The sequence below is a fragment of the Neobacillus drentensis genome, from assembly GCF_036965645.1.
Lineage (GTDB): Bacteria > Bacillota > Bacilli > Bacillales > Cytobacillaceae > Neobacillus > Neobacillus drentensis_D.
In genome coordinates, this window is record NZ_JBALPZ010000201.1 from 16,232 (window position 1) to 18,857 (window position 2,626).

The following is a 2,626-nucleotide window of genomic DNA, read 5'->3' on the forward strand; positions in this document are numbered from 1 at the left end:
CATTTTTGCTTTCTTTTTTGTTCTCATTCTTCTTAGGTTGTTGTTCTTTTATAACACCTTTTAAAATATTAGATACATGTGTTATTTTAATCAAAATTCTTTCTTCACCATTAATTAACGTAACAAAATCTTCATCAATTTCACTTAGAACACCATAAAATTTTTGTTTATTAACACTTAAGATAGTTACCCAAGAATATTGGAAGGAAAGCAAGAGTTCAACTAAGCTCTGTGTTTTTTGGAATTCAGCTGATGTTCCTTCAGGCTGAAACTGCTTAGTATTTTTTGTGATCGCTTGAATTTTATCGATGTTATAATAAAAAATATACTTATTTTCAGTTTCTAACACCACATGGTCCGTTTCAACGGCAATCAATTTTCCTTTAAAAATGTCTTCACCCACATAAAGATTTACCTGAAATCCTTTTAGTAAATCTAAAGCAGCTGAAAATTTCTCTAACCCCATGTTTCATCCTCCTTAAGAGATATGGGTCGCTTCTCTTTTGGAGAAGCGACATGATGTTTACTCGTTATCTTCGTTGTTATTATCATTATCCTCGTTATTGTTATTATTGTTGTTATTGCTGCTATCGGAGCTGCTGTTGCTGGATTGCCCACCGCCATTGTTTCCTTCTGTTTCCACCATTAAGCCGTAGCTGATGTTTCGGATATGCTTCAAGGAAAAACGAACGACTTCATCTTTCACGATGAGGGAGGCATAGTGCTTGTTAGAGTCACTAAGGACACCTTCTAAAGACTCAGGACCTCCATCACGGTTGATTTTTACCCATTGGAATCGAATGCTTTCTAAAAGTTTATGAAAATTTTCCGCCGTTTTATAATCTAAATTTCCAGGAATTTTTAAGCCCAGTCTCATGGCATCTTTAGAACTTTCAGTGATGCTTCTGACATGGTTCGTTTTATAGTAGACCACGCCGTCTTTTTCAGTTAAAAGCACAAAGAAGTCTTCGAATACGGCCAATAATTTCCCAATTCTAGATTCAGGGCCGCCACGGTCCACCCGAATTGTTTTACCCACATGCATGTTCATTAGCTCTCTATCCATAAAAGTTTTTTCCTCCTTTATTAAATAAACATTTACACTGCATCTATATGTATCACGAGATGATGTTGTACTAATAAAGAGGCCCTTTTTCATGTTTTTTACAAAAAATAGGCAAAAAAAAGTATATGATATATAACCATATACTTATCCTTACTGGAGTTTTATCATTTCTTGTTTTAGGAAGTCACTTCTCTTTTGAATAAAATCTAAAATAAATTCCTTTTCCTTATCTAGATCTTCTGCACCAATTTCAATATTGGGGTCTAAATGAACATAAGGCTTTAATGATTGAAAAAGCTCCTCAATAATCCCTTCTTGGGTTTCAATCGTAAAATCCATTTCCAAAGCTGAGGCAAGAATATTTCGATAAACCCCTTTAAATTGAGGGAAATACAGCAATCTAGCAGTTAAGGTATTATATCCGGTTATAGGGATATAATTATATCTTAATCGTTTTCCGTGTATATTTCTTCCCCATGTTCCATCATAATCCCACGGTGTAATTTCAAAGGTGTTGGTTTCTCCATTTTGGTAAAGAGCGTAATTATGAATAAAGCCATCAAAATTTTGTGTACATACCACACCCGCTAGCCATCTCATATACTCATTTACATCAAGCACCGTTGTTATTTGGTTTTCAAACTCCTCATTACTTAGTGTGTTTGTCATGGCGACTAATTGTTCTACGGCTGACAGATCTGTTTTATTTCCATATTTGACTGTATAACCCTCATTTAGTTTGGTTTTTAATTTCTTTTTAGGGGTTAATAAGGAAAAATTGGCACGATTGTTTGTGGCATAAATGATCGGACCCCGTGGTAAATTTCTTTTTTGTAATAGATATTGATCGAATGACTCTAATTCAAGGTAAATCCCTTTACAAACCCCATTAATATATAAAAGGATATGTTTTGAGTGAGGAGCGGTAACACCAATTCGATCAAAGAAGTCCAGAGAGAGCTTGTTCCGGCAAAGTGAAATGTCACTAAATTCTGCATTAAGATGAATTTCATGGGCTCCATTTACTAGGTAAGGCTTTTGAAAAACAATATTATAAGATTTCTTTTTCTTTTTTCTAATAAGATCACCACGATACGTAAGACCAATTGTATACTGATTGGTACCTATTTTTAGAACTGCTGGAACATGCTCATCTGCCCAAATATCACTATCTAATTGGTTTAACAATTTTGGGTTGATAATAATTTCATATTTTTGCAATTTCATCACCCCTATAACACCTATTTTTTAGAATAGTATGCACGCCAAGCGGTAAGGGTGCGTATATGGGCATATGGTTAATTATAAAAAAATAGTTGTTTGCCTATACCAATCATACTATTACCCCATAGATTAACAATGTATAAAATCATTTTGGAAAGTGGTGGAGAAATGAGCGTTATGATGAAAGAATTGTTAACTCAGGCACAGGAAAATGGAGTGATTGAATTCCTTATTAACAATCCTGTTGAACTGAAAAACAAGAACAATAACAAGTCAAACGGCAGTGGTAAGAAAAATAGCAGTGGTAAGAAAAATAGCAGTGGTAAGAAAAACAGC

General features: G+C 34.2%; 3 protein-coding genes. All 3 read right to left on the reverse strand.

Annotation, left to right across the window (positions count from 1 at the left end; all coding sequences use genetic code 11):
• The coding region (locus V7266_RS28050; RefSeq protein ID WP_335472505.1) for a hypothetical protein at positions 1-466 on the reverse strand (466 nt) is incomplete at its 3' end.
• 57 nt (positions 467-523) lie between these two features.
• The gene (locus V7266_RS28055; RefSeq protein ID WP_335472506.1) at positions 524-1,066 is read right to left on the reverse strand and encodes a hypothetical protein; all 543 of its coding nucleotides are present in this window, start codon (positions 1,064-1,066) and stop codon (positions 524-526) included.
• A 150-nt stretch (positions 1,067-1,216) separates the two neighbouring features.
• Positions 1,217-2,293, reverse strand: coding sequence for a CotH kinase family protein (locus V7266_RS28060; protein ID WP_335472508.1), 1,077 nt, complete (start codon positions 2,291-2,293; stop codon positions 1,217-1,219).
• Positions 2,294-2,626 lie beyond the last annotated feature (333 nt).